A 16,891-nucleotide genomic window follows, 5' to 3' on the forward strand; every position below is an offset into this window, starting at 1 on the left:
AATATACAGTTAGCATGACATGTAAATTGTATTTTGGCATGGGCCAGACTCTAGTTTTAAATGCTTCTTATGAACCTTTAAACATCACTTCGTGGAGAAGAGCAGTAATTTTGATGATTAAAGGTAAAGCAGAAAGCTTAGAGGAAGATAAAACATATTCAATACATAGCGGGAAAAAGTTGCCGACAGTTATAAGACTTCGTTACTACGTCAAAGTTCCTTTTAGAGAGGTTTCTTTAACAAGAAAAAATATTCTTCTAAGAGATAATAATTCTTGCCAATACTGTAACTATATGGGTAGTGACCTATCAATAGATCATGTTTTACCTAGAAGCAGAGGTGGAAAAGATAACTGGGAAAATGTTACTACAGCATGTCTCAGATGTAATGTTCAAAAAGGTAATCGAACCCCCGAAGAGGCGAATATGCCCTTAAAACGTAAGCCTTATCGTCCATTAAGTAATCTAAATTTTGAAGCTACAAGACAAATTGACTCTGGCAGGCATAAAGAATGGAGTAAATACGTAATAGGGGTTGCAATCTAATAAAAAAATCTTAATTTACTTCTTTATTAAAATCTTCCATCATTCTTTTTTGTTCTTGAGCTATGCATGCATTAATGACTTCTTCTAATTGACCAGCAAGAATTGGCTCAAGAGAAAAATTGGAACCTAATCTATGATCAGTTGTCCTGTTATCTTTAAAATTGTAAGTTCTTATTTTTTCACTTCTATCGCCTGTTCCAACCTGGGAAAGCCTTTGTGATCTCTCTTTTGCATTGGCTTCTTTTAATTGAATTTCATACAATTTAGCTCTTAAAATTTCCATCGCTCGTTCGCGATTTTGCAGTTGTGATCTCTCTTGAGTACAAAAAACTCTTATTCCTGTAGGCTTATGGAGAAGATCAATAGCTGTCTCTACCTTATTAACATTTTGTCCCCCTGCACCTCCTGATCTTGCTGTTCCAACCTCTAGGTCTGTTGGATCAATTTTAACCTCAACAGGATCAGCCTCAGGCATAACAGCCACTGTAGCAGTGGAGGTGTGAACTCTACCTTGCGATTCAGTAGCTGGAACTCTTTGGACTCTATGTACACCAGCCTCAAATTTAAGTTGACTATATACTGAATCTCCCTTCACGGAGATAACTAACTCCTTAAATCCACCCATATCTGACTCGGAAGCACTAACAGGTTTTACAGACCATCCAATTTTTTGGCCATATCTTTCATACATTCTTGCTAAATCACCTGCCCAGATACAAGCCTCGTTACCTCCAGCGCCGGCTCTGATTTCTAACATTACACTTCTTTCATCTCTTGGGTCTTTTGGCAATAAGGCGATTGTAGTTTTTTGAATCAGTTCACTCTTAGATTCCTCTAGAGTTATTAACTCCTCATTTATCAAAGATTCCATTTCTTTATCATTTCTATTCTCTTTTAGTAGATTTTTTGAATCTTCGATTTCTTTATCAGTATCAAGCAATTTATTAAAATCAATCACCAAAGGCTCCAATTTTGACCTTTCTCTTGCTATTGATTCTAATTTTTTTGGATCATTAGCTATATCAGGATCTGCAAGTTGCACTTCCAAATTTTCAAAACTTTCTGAAGCAGTTTTCAACCTTGCAATTAATGTTGAGTATTCCAATTGAAATTGTGCTTAATTCTTGAAAATTCTATTTTTTAGAATCTTTTTCTTCTTTTTGGTCTTTTGATGTAGCTGAATTAGCTGAACCCATTCCATATTTTTTCATAAACCTATCCACCCTACCTTCTGTATCAAGAATCTTCTGAGTTCCAGTGAAGAAGGGATGATTACCACTCCATACATCAACATGCAATTCAGGCTGAGTTGAGCCAGTTGTCATTACAACTTCTCCATTACAAATAACCTTTGCATCTGGATACCATTTTGGGTGTATTTCTGATTTTGGCATGATTTTAATTTTTTTAACGTTTGGAGAATTGAGGAGCTTTTCTTGCTTTTTTAAGGCCATATTTTCTTCTTTCCTTAGCTCTAGGATCTCTACTGAGATGACCTTCAGTTTTTAGAGGTTTCCTATTGTCAGGAGATAACTCGCAAAGTGCTCTTGCGGCTCCTTGCTTAATAGCATCTGCTTGACCTGTCAATCCACCACCAAAAACATTTACGAGGATATCATAAGAATTCTCAAGGCCTAATGTTTGCAAAGGTGCTTTTATTGAATTTAAGTGAAGAGGGTTAAAGTTTAAGTAATCATCTCCAGAACGACCATTAATTTTTATGAGTCCATTTCCTGGAATCAAGCGCACTCTAGCTACTGAAGTTTTTCTTCTTCCAGTTCCCCAATACACAGCTTTGTTTTTTATTTGACTGTTCATTTTTATGAATTAACTATTTAATAATACAGGATTCTGAGCAGCATGAGGATGATCAGCACCTTTATAAACTTTTAGTTTTTTAAATTGCTGTCTTCCTAAAGAGTTATGTGGCAGCATACCCTTGACAGCTTGCTCGATAATTCTTTCAGGAATTCTTTCTTGTAGAGACTCAAATTTTTCAATTTTCATTCCTCCGGGTCTTCCAGAATGTCTTCTATACAACTTTTGTGATGCTTTTTTACCTGTGACCTCAACTTTTTCAGCATTAACTACAATGACAAAATCTCCAGTATCTAGGTGAGGTGTAAATGTTGGTTTATTCTTACCTCTTAAAACAGTTGCAATTTCTGTAGCAAGTCTCCCAAGTGTCTTATCTTTTGCGTCAACTAAAAACCAATTTCTTTCAATGGTTTCTAAAGATGGAGTAATTGTTTTATTCATTTACCAAATTTATGCAAATAAATTTAAAGTTAGTAATAAATTCTACCTTATTGGAGGAATAATAAACAACAGTTTTGAATGATTTAAACAAAAAATTTGCTTAATTAAACTTTCTTTAAGAAAAACCCTTAATTAAAAATAAAGGAAAAAAATCATTGTTATTAATGTTTTTAAAAACATTTTCTTCATACACAGCATTTACAAAGCATAACCCCTTAGCTGGAGCAGATTCCTTAACATCATTTTTCTTTTTTTTAACCCATCTATCTGTGAAAATTTCTGGGGATATTTTTTTTTCTCCAACTAAAACAAGTTGACCAACAATTAAACGGACCATTCCATATAGAAAACCAGTAGCTTTAATATCAATTAAAATCAAATCTTCTACTCTTTTAATATCTATATTTTTTATTTTCGTAATAGAGTTTGTTCGGTTACTTCCACTTTTTTGAAAAGCAAAAAAATCGTGTTCTCCTTCCATTGTCTTAGATGCATTAAACATTAAAACTTCATCTAATACTTTTTGATATCTATGCCATGACCAATTACTAATGAACAAATTAGGGAATTTACTATTATTAATGACATATCGATAATGTCTATACATTGCTGAATAGCATGCATGCCAACTATCTTTAACCTCAACTGATTCCAAAATCCTAATTGTTGATGGTAAAAGACTATTTAAGACATCAGAAAAACTATTTCCTGGAATAACACAATCAACATCAAAGTGTACTACTTGGCCTGATGCATGAACCCCAGCATCAGTTCTGCCTGCTGCAAAAGTCTTTACTGTATTATTTGTAATCTTTAAGATAGCTCTATCTAAAATTTCTTGAACAGTACTTGCATTATTTTGTTTTTGCCAACCTGAATAATGAGATCCATCATATTGGACTAGTAACGCTACCCTTTTCAAAAGTTATTTTATAGTAAAAGCCCCTTAATTATCTAACTTAAACGAGTTCGATTATGGCCATCTGAGCGTTATCACCTTTTCTAGATACAGTTCTAACTATGCGTGTATAACCACCATTTCTGTCTCCATATCTTTCCTTTGCTTTTTCAAATAATGAATGAACTAATTTTTTATCATAAATATATCCAATAGCCCGTCTCCTAGAAGCCAAACTTCCCTCTTTAGCGAGTGAAATCATTTTTTCAGCTTCATTTCTTAAAGCTTTTGCCCTAGCTTTTGTTGTCGTCACTCTACCTTCCCTAATTAATTGCGTAGTTAAACCTCTTAAAAGTGCTTTCCTCTGGTCAGCAGGTTTACTTAATAATGGAATTCTAAGTTGGTGTCTCATAATCTTAAAAATGGTTAAACAGATGTTCTACTTTGTGGAATAGAAATACCGATGCGCTCAAGAGCCTCAATAACCTCATCTGCAGATTTAGAGCCAAAGTTCTTAATTTCAAGAAGATCTTCATAGCTGAAGCCCATTAAATCCGAAACTGAATTAACTTGCGCCCTTTTCAAACAATTATATGCTCTAACGGACAAGTTTAGTTCCTCGAGAGGAATTTGAGCTTCAGGGGATGGTTCAGGTTCTTCAGGAATTTCCTCAACCATTGTGACAGTAGCAAGGGGTTGAAAAAGTTCTATTAACTGATTTGCAGCTTCAGCAATAGCATCGTCAGGACTTGTTGAACCATCTGTCACGACTTCCATTTTTAATCTTTCTCTTCCTATTCCGCCTTCTGCTACAGCAGTTTCATCAATCGTAAAATTTACTCTCTTCACTGGCATAAATACAGCATCTATTTGAAGTAAATCAATAGCAGTAGTCTCTTCACTCTTACGGTCTACAGGTCTATATCCAATACCTCTTTCAACATGGATTTCCAACTCTAAGTTATGACCCTCCTGAATAGTCGCAATCGGTTTTTCGCCATCAACAATTTCAACTTGAGAGGAGAATTGGATGTCGTTCGCCTTCACCTGCATTGGACCACTCGCTACTAACCTGCCGATTTCGAGCTCTGGATTAGAACTATTTATTGATAGTTGCTTGCAATTAAGAAGAATATCTAAAACGTCTTCTCTAACTCCAGGAATAGTGGCATATTCATGATTAATTCCTGCTATTCTTACTGCAGTAACTGCACTCCCTTCAAGTCCTCCCATAAGGACTCTTCTAAGTGAATTACCTAAAGTTGTAGCTTGTCCCCTTTCTAGAGGGCCAATTAGAAAAGTTCCTGTTTGGGAGCGATCATCTGATATTTGATGGTCGATTCTGTCAATCTGGTATTGCAACACGGAAATTAATGAGGTTAAGAGTTTTTGTTTGGGGGGGGGGTGAGAATGGTTAAGACCTAAACGCGTCTCCGCTTAGGTCTTCTACATCCATTATGAGGTAATGGAGTTACATCTCTTATTAGAGTTATTTCTAATCCGGCCACTTGTAAAGCCCTTATGGCCGTTTCCCTACCTGCGCCAGGACCTCTAACTAGTACTTCTATTTGTCTCATGCCTTGATCAAGTGCTCTTCTAGCTGCAGCTTCAGCAGCTGTCTGAGCGGCAAATGGGGTTCCTTTCCGAGCACCTTTAAATCCACTTGCGCCTGCAGAAGACCAAGAAATTACATGGCCAGAGGTGTCAGTAATTGAGACTATGGTGTTATTAAATGTGCTTTGGATATGTACCACTCCATTAGGTACATTACGTTTAGATTTCTTTGAACCTGTTTTTTTTACTGTAGCTGCCATGATGTTTAAATTTAATACTTCAATTTGTACATAGATTTAGTTATTTATTTTTTTCTTCCAGCAACTGTTTTTCTAGAACCCCGTCTTGTTCTTGCATTGGTTCTAGTTCTTTGGCCTCTTACTGGAAGACTCATTCTATGTCTTCTTCCTCTTACACATCCTATATCTTGTAGGCGTTTTAAAGCCATTCCCTCTTTTCTTCTCAAATCACCCTCTAAAGTGAATTCTTCTGTAGCACCTCTAAGCTTTTGAACATCAGAATCTGAAAGGTCTTTGACACGAGTATCAGGGTTTACGCCCGTATTAGCAAGAATTAGCTTTGATCTCGTTAAACCAATTCCATAGACGTATGTAAGTGCAATTTCAACTCGCTTTTCGCGAGGTATGTCAATTCCTGCAATCCTAGCCACGTGTTTTGAATAAGTAAAAGTTTGAATTTAAGGGTTTAAATTTAACCCTGACGCTGTTTATTGCGAGGTCTTTTCTTGTTAATAACATAGATTTTACCTCTTCTCCTCACGATCTGATCGTCAGGACTAATTTTTTTGACTGAAGATCTGACCTTCATAGGGGTTTAACAAATAAAACGTTAATACTATATTCTACATCATCATCAAGCCATTTTTTGTTTGATATCAGAGGAAATGATTTTTAAATCTCTATCAGCATCGATATATTCTAACAATGAGAGATCCTTAAAATATTGAATTAATGGTTCTGTAGTTTTTTTATAAATGTCAACTCTTTTTCTAATTGTCTGTTCCGTATCATCTTTTCTTCCTCTTAATAACAAACGCTTAATTAGTACTTCTTCTGGAATATCTAAATAGAAAACTAATTCCAAAGGTTGATTTATTTCATTCAAGACTTCATTCAATGAATTTACTTGAGATAGATTTCTTGGGTAACCATCTAGAATCCAACCTTTATTATCCTTGACTAAATTTTGTCTTACTATCTTTAATACTAGTTCATCACTAACAAGTTCCCCTCGATTCATAATATCCTTTACCTGAATACCAAGATTAGTATTCATTTCGATTTCTTTTCTTAATAATTCACCAGTAGAAAGGTGTAAGTAAGAATTAGTTTTACTTAGCAATTCCGCTTGAGTCCCTTTCCCTGCTCCAGGAGCTCCTAAAAATAGTAAATGTTTCTTCATTAATTGTTAATTAGTCCCTCATACCTTTGTGAAATAACATAAGTTTGAATTTGCTTAGCAGTATCAATAGCAACACCAACAAGAATCAGTAATGAAGTTGCTCCTAAACCTTGAAAGGTCTGAACATTTGTAGCTCTCTCTACTGCAGCTGGGATTATAGCTACTGAGCCAAGAAATAATCCTCCCAATAAAGTCAATCTATTTTGTATACCTGATAAGTAGTTTGCTGTCTTAGTTCCTGGTCTAACTCCTGGTATTGCAACTCCTCCTTTCTTTAAATTTGAAGCTACATCAACTGGATTAATAGTAAGAGATGCATAAAAATAGGAGAACCCCAAAATCAAGGAGAAGAATGTAAGAGCATATGGCCATGGATTAGAAGATCCTGGATTTAAACTACTGGCTAACTTAATTAAGACTGGATTGCCCGTAACATTAGCAATAGTAATAGGTAAAAATATTAAAGCAGATGCAAATATGATAGGCATGACTCCTCCTGCATTTAATTTCAAAGGTAAATAACTTTGCCTTGTAGGAAGTAGTGTTGAATTACCTATCTGCCTTTTTGCACTAACAATAGGAATGCGTCTTGCTCCCTCTTGGACAAAAATTATCCCAACAATTGTCAGTAAAAAGACTCCAAGTAAAACTGCTATACCTAAAACATCTCCTCTATCGCCAGTTTGAGCTTTTTCAATTGTTGAACTAAGAGCCTTAGGTAAAGTCGAAACAATATTCAAAAAAATTACCAGTGAAGCTCCTTGACCTATCCCTTTTTCCGTAATGATTTCACTAAACCACATTACTAACATTGAGCCAGTAACTAAGGCAATGGAGGTTTGTAAAACAAATGTAGTTTCACTTATCCCCTGAATAGCATATTGTCTTAGAATCAAGGAAAAAATTATACTTTGCAAAAACCCCCATCCCAATGAGACATATCTAGTTATTTGAGCAATTTTTCTTCTACCCGCTTCTCCTTCATTTTTTTGTAAATCTTCAAGCACAGGCAATGAAGCTGTGAGAAGCTGAATAATAATTGATGCGTTAATAAAGGGCAGTATGCCTAATGCGAATATTCCTAAGGTTGAAATTCCTCCTCCGGTAAAAATATCTAAAAAACCTATTAATTGCCCCCCTTGGTCTATAAAACTTTTAAAAGCTACCCTATCAATACCAGGCATAGGGATATATATACCAAGTCTTACTAAAAGGAGAAGGCCTAAAGTAGTTAAAACTCTACTCCTTAACTCTTTATTTAAAAATAATTGGGAAAGTATTTCAGAAGCGCTAGGATTTCTACTTTTGTTGACAAACATTTTAAAGCTTACTTAAATTTTTAGTAAATTTATTTATTATTTATAAGCTCACAGGATCCACCTGCGTCCTCAATTTTTTGTTTTGCAGCTTTTGTAAATGCATGAGCTTGGACTTTTAGCTTTACATTAATTTTTCCATTACCAAGGATTTTTAAAGGAAATTTTGGTTTGAAGATTAATCCCTTCTTAACTAATGAGTCAAGGTTAACTGTATCGTTATCTTTGAAATCATTTAATTTTTCTAAATTAATTATGGAAAAGTTCTTTTGATTAATTATTTCAAAGTGCTTTAATTTTGGAACTCTTCTATATAAAGGCATTTGGCCACCTTCAAAACCTGGACGTGTAGGTCTTCCAGAACGTGACTTTTGTCCTCTCATTCCAAAACCACATGATGCGCCCTGACCGGCTGCGATTCCTCTACCCTTTCTTAGTTTTTTCTTCCTCGAGCCAGAGTTTGATTTAAGTGTATTTAATGTTGAAGTCATAATTTTAAGAATAGAGCTGTTCAAGTGAGATGCCTCTCTCCCTTGAGGCAGATTTGTGTGTTCTTAATTGAGCAAGAGCTACCATAGCAGCTCTTGCATTATTCAAAGGTGTTTTACTACCCAATCTTTTTGCTAAGACATTTTTTATGCCGGCTAATTCTAAAACTGTTCTTATTGAACCACCAGCAATTACACCTGTACCAGGGGCAGCTGGTCTAATTAGTACATTAGCAGCACCATCTCGACCTTTGGATAAAGTCGGTATTGAATTATTTGGGGTTAAGGGAACCCTAACAAGATTCTTTTTACCATCTGAAACTCCCTTTCTCACAGCACCAATGACATCCCCTGCTTTACCAACTCCAACTCCAACTTGACCTTTCTCATTACCTACAACAACAATTGCTCTAAAACTCATTTTTTTTCCACCTTTAACAGTCTTAGAAACACGTCGAATTTGAACAACTCTTTCTTGCCAATCAGAATCTCTCTCAAGATTTTTTGAATCACCTCTTCTATTTCTTTTTCGATCATTACGATTATTCTTTTTTTGTTCTACAGGCATAGCTCCAGGAACGTTATCGTTCTTGGATTGAATTTCTTGTTTTGTTGGAGTGTCAGTCATAGTAAAAATTAAGAGTTAGAATTCTAGGCCAGCTTCACGAGCAGCGTCAGCAAGTGCCTTTACTCTCCCGTGATATAAGTTACCTCCACGGTCAAAAATTACTTGCTTAATACCTTTTTTTATCGCTCTATTCGCTAATAATTTTCCAACAATGGAAGAAGAATTACAATCAGCAGATAATTTATCAGATTTTTCTTTCAATTCCTTATCAATAGTCGAAGCTGAGCAAATAGTTGTTTGAGATCTATCATCTATGACCTGGGCATAAATATGGTTATTTGAACGAAAAACAGATAATCTTGGACGCGTTGCATCTCCAATTAAGAATCTCCTTAATCTTCTATGTCTTTTTTGGGTTTGTAATTTCCTGGAAAGTTTGGTCATTTTTTTAATTCAAATTATTTTTTGCCAGATTTACCAGCTTTTCTGAGAATTCTCTCATCATGGTATTTAATTCCTTTTCCTTTATATGGCTCTGGAGGTCTAATTGATCTGATTTTTGCTGCTTCATTGCCAACAATTTCCTTATCAATTCCAGATACGGTAACGTTTGTATTACTCTCAACTTTGTATGTTATACCATCAGGGGGGATCATTTCTACAGGATGACTATATCCTGCACTTACAACTAGATTTTTACCTTTTACTTGTGCTCTTGATCCAACGCCAACAATTTCTAGTTTCTTTGAAAAACCTTGAGTAACCCCTTCAACCATATTTGCAATTAAGGCTCTACATAAACCATGTCTCTGCCTTGAATATATTTTGGTTGTGGAAGGACTTACGACAACAGTATTATCTTTCTTATCAAAACTAACTCCCTCAGGCATGAGGCGTTTTAACTCACCCTTTGGGCCTTTAACTGTAACTGTTAATCCATCAAAATCAACTGTAACTTTCTCTGGAATAAGTACTGGTGTTTTTCCGATTCTTGACATGATTAATTCTCCTTAATAAACATAGCAGAGGACTTCGCCGCCAATGCCTTGCTTTCTAGCATCGCGATCACTCATAACGCCTTTGGAAGTTGAAATTATGGCAACACCAAGACCTCCAAGAACTTTTGGTAAACCTCTAGTGTTTTTATATATTCTCAAACCAGGTTTACTAACTCTTTGCATAGATCGGATAGTAGGAAATTTGTTTTTACCACTATATTTGAGACCGAGTACAATTTGTGATTTATAACCTTCACCTTCCTCATTAATATCAGAAATGAATCCCTCTTTTTGAAGCACTTTGGCGATACTTAAGGACATTTTTGAACCTGGGATTGTTGTGGTTGTATGCTTTTTTTGACTCGCATTTCTAATTCGAGTAAGCATATCTGAAATAGGATCGTGATTTGACATAGTTTTAATTTAATTCTTACTAAAAGGCATTCCTAACTCCTGCAAAAGAGCTTTACCTTCTTGATCTGATTTTGCACTAGTGACAATAGTTATATCCATACCTCTTATTGAATCTATTTTATCAAAAGAGATTTCAGGAAAAATCAATTGCTCTTTCACTCCAACGGTATAATTCCCTCTCCCATCGAAACTTTTTGGATTAACTCCTCTGAAGTCTCTTATTCTAGGTAAAGCTAGATTTATAAATCTCTCCAAAAAGGAATACATCCTGTCTCCTCTCAAAGTAACTGTACAACCAATCGGCATGCCCTCACGAATTTTAAAACCCGCGATAGCTTTTTTAGCCCTAGTTACAAGTGCCTTTTGTCCTGTAATTGTTGCCATTTCGTTTAAAGATGCTTCTAAAGATTTCGAATTTGAAGCTGCCTCACCAAGACCTCTGTTAACGTTGACTTTGACAACTTTAGGTACTTGATGAATATTTTTAAGACCAAGATCCTTTAAAAGTTTTGGTCTTATTGATTCTTTGTAGCGATTTTTTAGAGTCATAATTTTTTGTTAATTCTGGTCTTTGTCAGAATTGATAAATTAGAAAAAGTTGAAATCTGGTTTCTGATGAAAAATTAATCAATTACTTCACCAGTTTTCTTCAATCTTCTTTTCTTAACCCCCTCTTTATCAATGAAGTATTCAATCTTACTTGTAAGATTTTTATCCTTTGAAAAGAACATTACATTTGATGCATGTAAAGATGCTTCTTCTGTAAGTATTCTTCCAGTTTCTCCTTCCTGAGTTGGTTTTACATGTTTAGTCCTAAGGTTAATTCCCTTTACAACTACTCTATTTTCAAGAGGGATAGTTTTTAAAACCTCTCCAGTTTTACCCTTTTCTTTTCCATTAATTACCTTAACTAAATCTCCAGTTTTAATTCTCATTTTTATTCTCTGGAAATTTTTCTTTTGCTTTAATGAATCCAACATTTAAATCACCTCCGGAGCAAGAGAAACAATCTTTGTATAATTTTTATCCCGCAGTTCTCTAGCTACAGGACCAAAGACTCTCGTACCTTTAGGGTTCTTATCTTCATTAATTAGTACAGCTGCATTGTCATCAAATCTGATTGAATTACCAGTATTTCTTCTTAACGTTGCTTTAGTTCTAACGATAACAGCTTTAACAACTTCAGATTTCTTAACTCCCATGTTAGGAAGAGCATCTTTTACAGTTGCTACTATTACATCTCCGACATGCGCATACCTTCTATTAGAACCTAAAACCCTAATACATTGGAGTCTTTTTGCTCCGCTATTATCAGCAACTGTTAAATAGGTTTCTTGTTGAATCATTTTTTAACCTCCATAGCCTGAGTTGGTTTATTGAGAATCTCTTCTATTGCCCATCTTTTATGAGCACTGAGCGGTCTAGTTTCTCTAATTTTAACTCGATCACCTAAAACACATGTATTTTCTGGATCATGCGCCTTATATCGTGTAGTTCTACTTACAATTTTTTTATAAGTGGGATGTGGATATCTGTTAATAACAGCAACAACAACTGTTTTATCCATTTTGTCGCTGACAACAGTACCAATTCTTTCTTTAAGTGCCATAACTAATAATTAATCAGAAGTTGTTTTAGAAGCAGATTGACTTTTACTGAAAGTGAGTAATTGCGCAACTTGTTTCTTGATAATTTTAAATTTATGAGTTTCATTGAGCTGTCTTGTAGCTTGCTTGAATCTCAAGTCAAAAAGATCTTTTCGTAATTGGTCAATCTTTTCAGTAATTTGTTCAGAATTTAATTTTTTAAATTCCTTAAGTGACTCTGAGTTTTTCATTGTTTAACCTCCTCTTGAGATTTTTTACTATTTTTTGTATTTTCTTGGGAGGAATTTTCTAGATTTTTATCAATGGAGATAAATTTAGTTTTTACAGGAAGTTTATATTGAGCCAAACGCATAGCTTCCTTTGCAACTTCCTCAGTAATATCTTCACCCCCCATTTCAAAAAGTATTCTTCCAGGTTTTACAACTGCGACCCAAAACTCTGGATTACCTTTACCAGAACCCATCCTAGTTTCGGCAGGTCTCATGGTTACGGGTTTATCAGGAAATATTCTTATCCAGATTTGACCACCACGTTTGATATATCTGGTCATAGCTCTTCTACTTGCTTCAATCTGACGTGCAGTTACCCATCCACAGTCTTGAGCTTGTAGAGCAAATTGACCGAATGCAATAGTATTACCTTTTGAGGCTACACCCCTCATTCTGCCTCTATGTTGTTTACGGAATTTAGTACGTTTTGGACTAAGCATTTTTATACCTCCTATGAATTCTCATTTGAACGATCCTCAAATTGCTGAGGTCTTCTACTAGCTTTCCTCTTAGGGCTCGCACCCACAGGGATAGTTTGTTCTTCTTTAGGGAGAACTTCACCTTTGAAAACCCAAACTTTAATGCCTAGAACACCGTAAGTTGTATTAGCTTCACGTGTTGCATAGTCAATTTCAGCTCTCAATGTATGTAATGGAACTCTACCTTCTCTAGTCCATTCAGTTCTAGCTATTTCAGCACCATTCAACCTTCCCCCTACTTGAATTTTAAGCCCTAAGACTCCAGCCCTTTGAGCCCTTTGTAAGGCCATCCTTATAGTTCTTCTAAAGGCGACTCTTTTTTCAAGTTGTTGCGCAATATATTCAGCTAGTAAAAAGGCATCAGCATCTACGCGTTCAACTTCTACAACGTTTATTCTGACTTGTCTTGTTCTATCCCCTATAGTTTTTTGAATGCCAGATCTTAATTCTTCAATCCCACTTCCTTGTCTTCCAACTATAACTCCAGGTCTTGCTGTTTTTAATTCAAGTTCCAGTTGATCAGCTTTTCTAGCTATTAAAACATCGCTAATTCCTGCTGCTCCATATTTTTTTTGTATGAAGGTACGAATTTTAAAATCTTCTTGGAGAAGAATTGGATATGTTTTAGAAGTAGCAAACCACTTAGAGCGATGCTCTTGTGTAATTCCTAACCTTAATCCAGAAGGATGTATTTTATGTCCCATTAGTTTTGTACCTCCGCATTAGTTTGAGTAGGAACAGATTCAACAGAAATACTGATGTGGCAAGTCTGTTTTTTAATTGAAAAAGCTCGACCTTGAGCTCTGGGCCTATACCTTTTCATTACTGGGCCACTATTAGCCCATGCAGAGGAAATAACTAAGGTGGATGGATCCATTCCAAGGTTATGTTCTGCATTGGCAACCGCAGATCTTAAAACTTTAGTAATGGGGTCTGTAGATCTGTAAGGCATAAATTCCAACATAATTAATGCATCTCTATAAGACCTACCCCTTATCTGATCCAAAACTCTTCTCACTTTAGAGGCTGATCCTCGAACATAATTCCCATGAGCAATTGCTGTTTTTGTAGTTTCAGGTGTTTTTGTCATGATTTTGCTCCTTTCTTATCTCTTATATGACCTCGGTAAGTGCGTGTAGGAGCAAATTCTCCGAGCTTATGACCAATCATTTGTTCAGTAATAAATACTGGAATGTGAGTCTTGCCATTATGTACTGCGATTGTGTGACCGATCATTAGAGGTAAAATCGTAGAGGATCTTGACCACGTTTTGATAACAGACTTGTCATTATCGGTATTCTGTTTTTCTACCTTCTTAAGCAGGCTATCTGCTATAAAAGGTCCTTTTTTTAGTGAACGTCCCATGATTATGTAATAGAAATTGAAATAATAAATGAAGTAATCAAGAGTCTCTTCCTCCTCTACTTCTCTTAGAAACGCGACGGCGTCTTCGAACGACTAATTTATTACTTGGTTTGTTCTTTTTACGTGTCTTTAGTCCAAGAGCTGGCTTACCCCATGGTGTAACTGGGCCTGCTCTACCAATTGGTGCTTTTCCCTCTCCTCCTCCATGTGGATGATCACATGGGTTCATTACACTACCTCTGACTTGAGGCCTTCTTCCAAGCCATCTTCTTCTTCCTGCTTTACCTAAGCTAGTATTTCTTATTTCAGAATTACCTACTTCACCAAGAGTTGCGTAGCATTCTTTTCTTACAAGTCTTACCTCAGTAGATGGGAGTTTTAAAGCAACATAATCTCCCTCTTTTGCCATAACTTGAGCACTAGCTCCTGCGGATCTAACCATTTGAGCACCCCTACCTGCGTATAACTCAACACAATGAACACTAGATCCTAATGGCATAACAGAAAGCGGCATAGCATTTCCATCTTCAATTGGAACACTTTCTCCAGAAATGACATTTTGTCCGACTTTTACTCCTGCTGGAGCGATAATATATCTTTTCTCTCCATCTTCGTAAAATAAAAGTGCCAATCTTGCATTTCTATGAGGATCGTAGTGTATAGCTGCAACTTTAGCGTTGATATTTCTTTTATCTCTTCTAAAGTCGACTAATCTATATTGCCTTTTGTGACCACCTCCACGATGACGACAAGTGATAACTCCACGATTATTCCTGCCTTTAACTCTATGTTTTGAAACTATTAGTGATCTTTCAGGTTTTGCACTTGTGATTTCACTAAAGTCAGTAACTACTCTCTGCCTAGTGCCAGGTGTATAAGGTTTAAATTTACGTATTGCCATGATTAAAACTCCTTAAGATTCTGGAAATAGTTGGATTTTGTCTCCTTCAGCAAGACGTACAATTGCCTTCTTGACCTGAGAACGTTTACCGGAAAATTTCCCGACTCTTCTTGTTCTCCTAGGAGGATTCATAGTGTTAACTCCTATGACTTTAACACTAAACAAGGCTTCAATAGCTGCCTTTATTTGTGGTTTAGCCGCTCTATGATCTACTTCGAAAGTATATTGGTTGAGATCTAGTGCATTTGTAGCTTTTTCAGTAATAACTGGCTTTCGTATTACATCGGCTAAACGAGAATCGAATAATTTACTCATGATGCATAAACCTCCTGAATTTTATCTATCGCTGATTGACCTATTACCAATTTATTGGCATTGAGAATATCAAAAACATTTAATTGATCGGCAGCGATTAATTTTACTTTCTCAATATTATTAATGGATTTTTTTATAATATCGGAAGGGCTATCAAGAATAACCAAAACTTTTTCAGTTTTTTGTATACCTAATCGAGCAAGTCCATTGATTATATCACTTGTTTTAGGCTGCTTTAAAGTAGATCCAAAATCTTCAACAGCCTTCATATCAGATACTCTGGACATAAGAGCTGTTCTAAGAGCTAATCTACGTTCCTTACGATTCATATCAAGATTGTAAGAACGTGGCTTCGGTCCAAAAATAATTCCTCCACCAGGTCTTAAGGGTGTCCTTATTGATCCTTGACGAGCTCTTCCTGTACCTTTTTGTTTGTATGGCTTTCTACCGCCCCCGCGCACTTCAGATCTTGTCAAAGTTGATGCTGTCCCTTGTCTTTTATTTGCTAGCTGTCTAAGGACTGCTCTATGGATTAAGTCTGCCGAAGAAGTTTCTTTAGCAACTGCTAAATCAAGAGTAACTTTGCCTGATTTTTTACCATCCCACTTTAAAGTTTCAAGTGTTGTCATGATTTTTCACCTCCTTTTTTGCCTACAACATTATTTGGCTTAATGTTGACAATTGAGCCGGGCTTACCTGGAACAGAACCCTTTACTACAAGCAAATTCTTCTGATCATCAATTTTTAGAACTAACAATCCTTTGGTAGTTATCTGTTTTCCTCCATATCTTCCTGCCATTCTTTTCCCTGGATAAATTCTACCCGGAGTTGTTCCTGCTCCTGTAGATCCTGGTGCTCTATGATTTTTTGAACCATGACTCATAGGACCTCTGCTAAAACCATGTCTTTTCTGGTAACCTGCAAAACCTCTACCCATAGATTTGCCACTGATATCAACTTTTTGACCAACCTCAAAGTTTTTTACAGTTATTTGTTTTCCGATTTCATAAGATGAAGTTTCTTCAACCCTATATTCTTTCAAATGCTTTAAAAGTTCTTCACCTGATTTCAATAAGTGTCCCTTTTCAGGTTTACTTAAATGCTTCTCTTTGGACAAGCCATAACCTATCTGAACGGCGGTATAACCATCCAAAGCAGTTGTTTTCAGTTGAGTGACGCGGCACGGACCAGCCTCTATAAGAGTAACTGGTACCGAATTACCTTTATCATCGAAAAGTTGGGACATGCCCAATTTCTTTCCTAAAATTCCGATAGACATAAGACTAAATTAGGCTAGCTCGTAATAATTTTTCAATTATCTAAACCTTTCAGTTATTAAGGTGAAGTTAATAAAAAAACAATTAGTAAGGTCGAGACTTATCTGAAATAATAGATAGTTTCTCTCGGGATAAACCCACCTGAGTTTTTTAACGAAACGCTAAAAAATGTGAAATTTTCAGAGGCTCGGCTAGCTTGCGAGCTTAAAAATTCAC

The 16,891-nt window shown here is 35.8% G+C and carries 31 protein-coding genes; 1 reads left to right on the forward strand and 30 read right to left on the reverse strand.

Annotation, left to right across the window (positions count from 1 at the left end; translation table 11 throughout):
- Positions 1 to 38: 38 nt before the first annotated feature.
- Positions 39 to 545: an HNH endonuclease gene (locus EU98_RS02905; RefSeq protein WP_193743024.1), complete on the forward strand. Its 507-nt coding sequence runs from the start codon at positions 39 to 41 to the stop codon at positions 543 to 545.
- A gap of 10 nt (positions 546 to 555) precedes the next feature.
- On the opposite strand, the gene prfA is transcribed toward EU98_RS02905, so the two are convergent.
- The 30 genes from prfA to rplC all read right to left on the reverse strand — a co-directional run bounded on the left by prfA (position 556) and on the right by rplC (position 16,677).
- A complete protein-coding gene (prfA, locus tag EU98_RS02900; protein WP_032516059.1) occupies positions 556 to 1,650 on the reverse strand; it encodes a peptide chain release factor 1 in 1,095 nt (364 codons plus the stop codon).
- A 28-nt stretch (positions 1,651 to 1,678) separates the two neighbouring features.
- Positions 1,679 to 1,939: a 50S ribosomal protein L31 gene (gene rpmE / locus EU98_RS02895; RefSeq protein ID WP_025895047.1), complete on the reverse strand. Its 261-nt coding sequence runs from the start codon at positions 1,937 to 1,939 to the stop codon at positions 1,679 to 1,681.
- A gap of 13 nt (positions 1,940 to 1,952) precedes the next feature.
- Positions 1,953 to 2,363, reverse strand: a complete 411-nt coding sequence (rpsI, locus tag EU98_RS02890; protein WP_011819147.1) for a 30S ribosomal protein S9 — start codon at positions 2,361 to 2,363, stop codon at positions 1,953 to 1,955.
- Between the two features lie 9 nt (positions 2,364 to 2,372).
- A complete protein-coding gene (gene rplM, locus EU98_RS02885) occupies positions 2,373 to 2,804 on the reverse strand; it encodes a 50S ribosomal protein L13 (RefSeq protein ID WP_011863640.1) in 432 nt (143 codons plus the stop codon).
- A gap of 115 nt (positions 2,805 to 2,919) precedes the next feature.
- Complete coding sequence (gene truA, locus EU98_RS02880) at positions 2,920 to 3,726, reverse strand: tRNA pseudouridine(38-40) synthase TruA (RefSeq protein ID WP_032516060.1); 807 nt, start codon at positions 3,724 to 3,726, stop codon at positions 2,920 to 2,922.
- Positions 3,727 to 3,763: 37 nt separating this feature from the next.
- A complete protein-coding gene (rplQ, locus tag EU98_RS02875; RefSeq protein WP_032516061.1) occupies positions 3,764 to 4,114 on the reverse strand; it encodes a 50S ribosomal protein L17 in 351 nt (116 codons plus the stop codon).
- 14 nt (positions 4,115 to 4,128) lie between these two features.
- Positions 4,129 to 5,067 carry a DNA-directed RNA polymerase subunit alpha gene (locus tag EU98_RS02870; RefSeq protein WP_032516062.1) on the reverse strand — a complete coding sequence of 313 codons (939 nt, stop codon included), beginning with the start codon at positions 5,065 to 5,067 and terminating at the stop codon, positions 4,129 to 4,131.
- 56 nt (positions 5,068 to 5,123) lie between these two features.
- Complete coding sequence (rpsK, locus tag EU98_RS02865) at positions 5,124 to 5,516, reverse strand: 30S ribosomal protein S11 (RefSeq protein WP_002805825.1); 393 nt, start codon at positions 5,514 to 5,516, stop codon at positions 5,124 to 5,126.
- Between the two features lie 44 nt (positions 5,517 to 5,560).
- Positions 5,561 to 5,926, reverse strand: coding sequence for a 30S ribosomal protein S13 (rpsM, locus tag EU98_RS02860; protein WP_002807728.1), 366 nt, complete (start codon positions 5,924 to 5,926; stop codon positions 5,561 to 5,563).
- Positions 5,927 to 5,967: 41 nt separating this feature from the next.
- A complete protein-coding gene (gene rpmJ, locus EU98_RS09540; RefSeq protein ID WP_011377173.1) occupies positions 5,968 to 6,084 on the reverse strand; it encodes a 50S ribosomal protein L36 in 117 nt (38 codons plus the stop codon).
- 45 nt (positions 6,085 to 6,129) lie between these two features.
- The gene (locus EU98_RS02855; RefSeq protein WP_032516063.1) at positions 6,130 to 6,678 is read right to left on the reverse strand and encodes an adenylate kinase; all 549 of its coding nucleotides are present in this window, start codon (positions 6,676 to 6,678) and stop codon (positions 6,130 to 6,132) included.
- A complete protein-coding gene (secY, locus tag EU98_RS02850) occupies positions 6,678 to 7,997 on the reverse strand; it encodes a preprotein translocase subunit SecY (protein WP_032516064.1) in 1,320 nt (439 codons plus the stop codon). Before secY ends, EU98_RS02855 begins: the two co-directional genes overlap by 1 nt.
- Before the next feature lie 29 nt (positions 7,998 to 8,026).
- On the reverse strand, positions 8,027 to 8,485 hold the full coding sequence (gene rplO / locus EU98_RS02845; protein ID WP_032516065.1) for a 50S ribosomal protein L15: 459 nt from the start codon (positions 8,483 to 8,485) through the stop codon (positions 8,027 to 8,029).
- A gap of 4 nt (positions 8,486 to 8,489) precedes the next feature.
- On the reverse strand, positions 8,490 to 9,110 hold the full coding sequence (gene rpsE / locus EU98_RS02840; protein ID WP_032516066.1) for a 30S ribosomal protein S5: 621 nt from the start codon (positions 9,108 to 9,110) through the stop codon (positions 8,490 to 8,492).
- A 15-nt stretch (positions 9,111 to 9,125) separates the two neighbouring features.
- Complete coding sequence (rplR, locus tag EU98_RS02835) at positions 9,126 to 9,494, reverse strand: 50S ribosomal protein L18 (protein ID WP_032516067.1); 369 nt, start codon at positions 9,492 to 9,494, stop codon at positions 9,126 to 9,128.
- Between the two features lie 14 nt (positions 9,495 to 9,508).
- On the reverse strand, positions 9,509 to 10,048 hold the full coding sequence (gene rplF / locus EU98_RS02830; protein WP_032516068.1) for a 50S ribosomal protein L6: 540 nt from the start codon (positions 10,046 to 10,048) through the stop codon (positions 9,509 to 9,511).
- A gap of 12 nt (positions 10,049 to 10,060) precedes the next feature.
- Positions 10,061 to 10,462, reverse strand: a complete 402-nt coding sequence (rpsH, locus tag EU98_RS02825; RefSeq protein WP_032516069.1) for a 30S ribosomal protein S8 — start codon at positions 10,460 to 10,462, stop codon at positions 10,061 to 10,063.
- A gap of 9 nt (positions 10,463 to 10,471) precedes the next feature.
- Entirely contained in the window at positions 10,472 to 11,011 is a 540-nt protein-coding gene (gene rplE / locus EU98_RS02820; RefSeq protein WP_032516070.1) for a 50S ribosomal protein L5, read from the reverse strand.
- 74 nt (positions 11,012 to 11,085) lie between these two features.
- Positions 11,086 to 11,442 (reverse strand): 50S ribosomal protein L24, encoded by a 357-nt coding sequence (gene rplX, locus EU98_RS02815; protein ID WP_025915151.1) that lies wholly within the window; start codon positions 11,440 to 11,442, stop codon positions 11,086 to 11,088.
- Positions 11,443 to 11,808 carry a 50S ribosomal protein L14 gene (gene rplN / locus EU98_RS02810; protein WP_002807235.1) on the reverse strand — a complete coding sequence of 122 codons (366 nt, stop codon included), beginning with the start codon at positions 11,806 to 11,808 and terminating at the stop codon, positions 11,443 to 11,445. It abuts the gene before it with no gap.
- Positions 11,805 to 12,071, reverse strand: a complete 267-nt coding sequence (gene rpsQ, locus EU98_RS02805) for a 30S ribosomal protein S17 (protein WP_032516071.1) — start codon at positions 12,069 to 12,071, stop codon at positions 11,805 to 11,807. The genes rplN and rpsQ overlap by 4 nt, the downstream gene beginning before the upstream one ends.
- 9 nt (positions 12,072 to 12,080) lie before the next feature.
- On the reverse strand, positions 12,081 to 12,299 hold the full coding sequence (rpmC, locus tag EU98_RS02800; RefSeq protein WP_032516072.1) for a 50S ribosomal protein L29: 219 nt from the start codon (positions 12,297 to 12,299) through the stop codon (positions 12,081 to 12,083).
- Positions 12,296 to 12,778, reverse strand: a complete 483-nt coding sequence (rplP, locus tag EU98_RS02795; protein ID WP_032516073.1) for a 50S ribosomal protein L16 — start codon at positions 12,776 to 12,778, stop codon at positions 12,296 to 12,298. The genes rpmC and rplP overlap by 4 nt, the downstream gene beginning before the upstream one ends.
- A gap of 11 nt (positions 12,779 to 12,789) precedes the next feature.
- Entirely contained in the window at positions 12,790 to 13,521 is a 732-nt protein-coding gene (gene rpsC, locus EU98_RS02790) for a 30S ribosomal protein S3 (RefSeq protein ID WP_011819165.1), read from the reverse strand.
- On the reverse strand, positions 13,521 to 13,907 hold the full coding sequence (gene rplV, locus EU98_RS02785) for a 50S ribosomal protein L22 (protein WP_032516074.1): 387 nt from the start codon (positions 13,905 to 13,907) through the stop codon (positions 13,521 to 13,523). Before rplV ends, rpsC begins: the two co-directional genes overlap by 1 nt.
- Positions 13,904 to 14,182 (reverse strand): 30S ribosomal protein S19, encoded by a 279-nt coding sequence (gene rpsS / locus EU98_RS0109075; protein ID WP_011819167.1) that lies wholly within the window; start codon positions 14,180 to 14,182, stop codon positions 13,904 to 13,906. Before rpsS ends, rplV begins: the two co-directional genes overlap by 4 nt.
- Positions 14,183 to 14,219: 37 nt before the next feature.
- Complete coding sequence (gene rplB, locus EU98_RS02780) at positions 14,220 to 15,083, reverse strand: 50S ribosomal protein L2 (RefSeq protein ID WP_002807290.1); 864 nt, start codon at positions 15,081 to 15,083, stop codon at positions 14,220 to 14,222.
- Positions 15,084 to 15,095: 12 nt separating this feature from the next.
- Entirely contained in the window at positions 15,096 to 15,398 is a 303-nt protein-coding gene (locus EU98_RS0109080) for a 50S ribosomal protein L23 (RefSeq protein ID WP_011377190.1), read from the reverse strand.
- The gene (gene rplD / locus EU98_RS02775) at positions 15,395 to 16,027 is read right to left on the reverse strand and encodes a 50S ribosomal protein L4 (protein WP_025956207.1); all 633 of its coding nucleotides are present in this window, start codon (positions 16,025 to 16,027) and stop codon (positions 15,395 to 15,397) included. Before rplD ends, EU98_RS0109080 begins: the two co-directional genes overlap by 4 nt.
- Positions 16,024 to 16,677, reverse strand: coding sequence for a 50S ribosomal protein L3 (gene rplC / locus EU98_RS02770; RefSeq protein ID WP_025923608.1), 654 nt, complete (start codon positions 16,675 to 16,677; stop codon positions 16,024 to 16,026). The genes rplD and rplC overlap by 4 nt, the downstream gene beginning before the upstream one ends.
- Positions 16,678 to 16,891 lie beyond the last annotated feature (214 nt).

This window comes from Prochlorococcus marinus str. MIT 9314 (assembly GCF_000760035.1).
In the GTDB taxonomy this organism is placed as follows: Bacteria; Cyanobacteriota; Cyanobacteriia; order PCC-6307; family Cyanobiaceae; genus Prochlorococcus_A; species Prochlorococcus_A marinus_B.